The organism is Alistipes sp. Marseille-P2263, from assembly GCF_018101075.1.
In the GTDB taxonomy this organism is placed as follows: Bacteria; Bacteroidota; Bacteroidia; order Bacteroidales; family Rikenellaceae; genus Alistipes; species Alistipes dispar.
The window spans coordinates 4,167-5,705 of the sequence record NZ_JAGQEJ010000017.1; the positions used below are offsets into that span (position 1 = coordinate 4,167).

The following is a 1,539-nucleotide window of genomic DNA, read 5'->3' on the forward strand; positions in this document are numbered from 1 at the left end:
CTCCAGAAAGGAGGTGTTCCAGCCGCACCTTCCGGTACGGCTACCTTGTTACGACTTAGCCCCAGTCACCGGTTTTGCCCTAGGTCGCTCCTTGCGGTCACGAACTTCAGGCACCCCCAGCTTCCATGGCTTGACGGGCGGTGTGTACAAGGCCCGGGAACGTATTCACCGCGCCATGGCTGATGCGCGATTACTAGCGAATCCAACTTCATGGAGGCGGGTTTCAGCCTCCAATCCGAACTGAGATAGGCTTTCGAGATTCGCATCCCTTCGCAGGGTAGCTGCCCTCTGTACCTACCATTGTAACACGTGTGTAGCCCCGGACGTAAGGGCCGTGCTGATTTGACGTCATCCCCACCTTCCTCTCGGCTTACACCGGCAGTCCCGCCAGAGTGCCCAGCTTGACCTGATGGCAACTAACGGTAGGGGTTGCGCTCGTTATGGGACTTAACCCGACACCTCACGGCACGAGCTGACGACAACCATGCAGCACCTAGTTTCGCGCCCCGAAGGGAAATCCTGTTTCCAGAATCGTCGCTAACTTTCAAGCCCGGGTAAGGTTCCTCGCGTATCATCGAATTAAACCACATGTTCCTCCGCTTGTGCGGGCCCCCGTCAATTCCTTTGAGTTTCATTCTTGCGAACGTACTCCCCAGGTGGATAACTTATCGCTTTCGCTTAGCCACCGACTGTGTATCGCCGACAGCGAGTTATCATCGTTTACTGCGTGGACTACCAGGGTATCTAATCCTGTTTGCTCCCCACGCTTTCGTGCCTCAACGTCAGATATAGTTTGGTAAGCTGCCTTCGCAATCGGTGTTCTGTATGATCTCTAAGCATTTCACCGCTACACCATACATTCCGCCTACCGCAACTACTCTCTAGCCCAACAGTATCAGAGGCAATTCCGGAGTTAAGCCCCGGGATTTCACCTCTAACTTATCAGACCGCCTACGCACCCTTTAAACCCAATAAATCCGGATAACGCTTGAATCCTCCGTATTACCGCGGCTGCTGGCACGGAGTTAGCCGATCCTTATTCGTACGATACTTTCAGTCAGATACACGTATCTGAGTTTACCCTCGTACAAAAGCAGTTTACAACTCATAGAGCCGTCTTCCTGCACGCGGCATGGCTGGTTCAGACTTGCGTCCATTGACCAATATTCCTCACTGCTGCCTCCCGTAGGAGTTTGGTCCGTGTCTCAGTACCAATGTGGGGGGTTAACCTCTCAGTCCCCCTATGTATCGTCGCCTTGGTGAGCCGTTACCTCACCAACCAGCTAATACAACGCATGCCCATCCATAACCACCGGAGTTTTCAACCCGAAAAGATGCCTCTTCGAATGTTATGGGGAATTAGTACCAATTTCTCAGTGTTATGCCCCTGTTATGGGTAGGTTGCATACGCGTTACGCACCCGTGCGCCGGTCGCCATCTCAGGTATTGCTACCCGAATGCTGCCCCTCGACTTGCATGTGTTAAGCCTGCCGCTAGCGTTCATCCTGAGCCAGGATCAAACTCTCCATTGTAAAAAAT

The 1,539-nt window shown here is 53.0% G+C and carries 1 rRNA gene; it reads right to left on the reverse strand.

The features are described from left to right. Positions 1-6: 6 nt before the first annotated feature. A 16S ribosomal RNA gene (locus KB554_RS13115) occupies positions 7-1,532 on the reverse strand. Between the last annotated feature and the right edge of the window lie 7 nt (positions 1,533-1,539).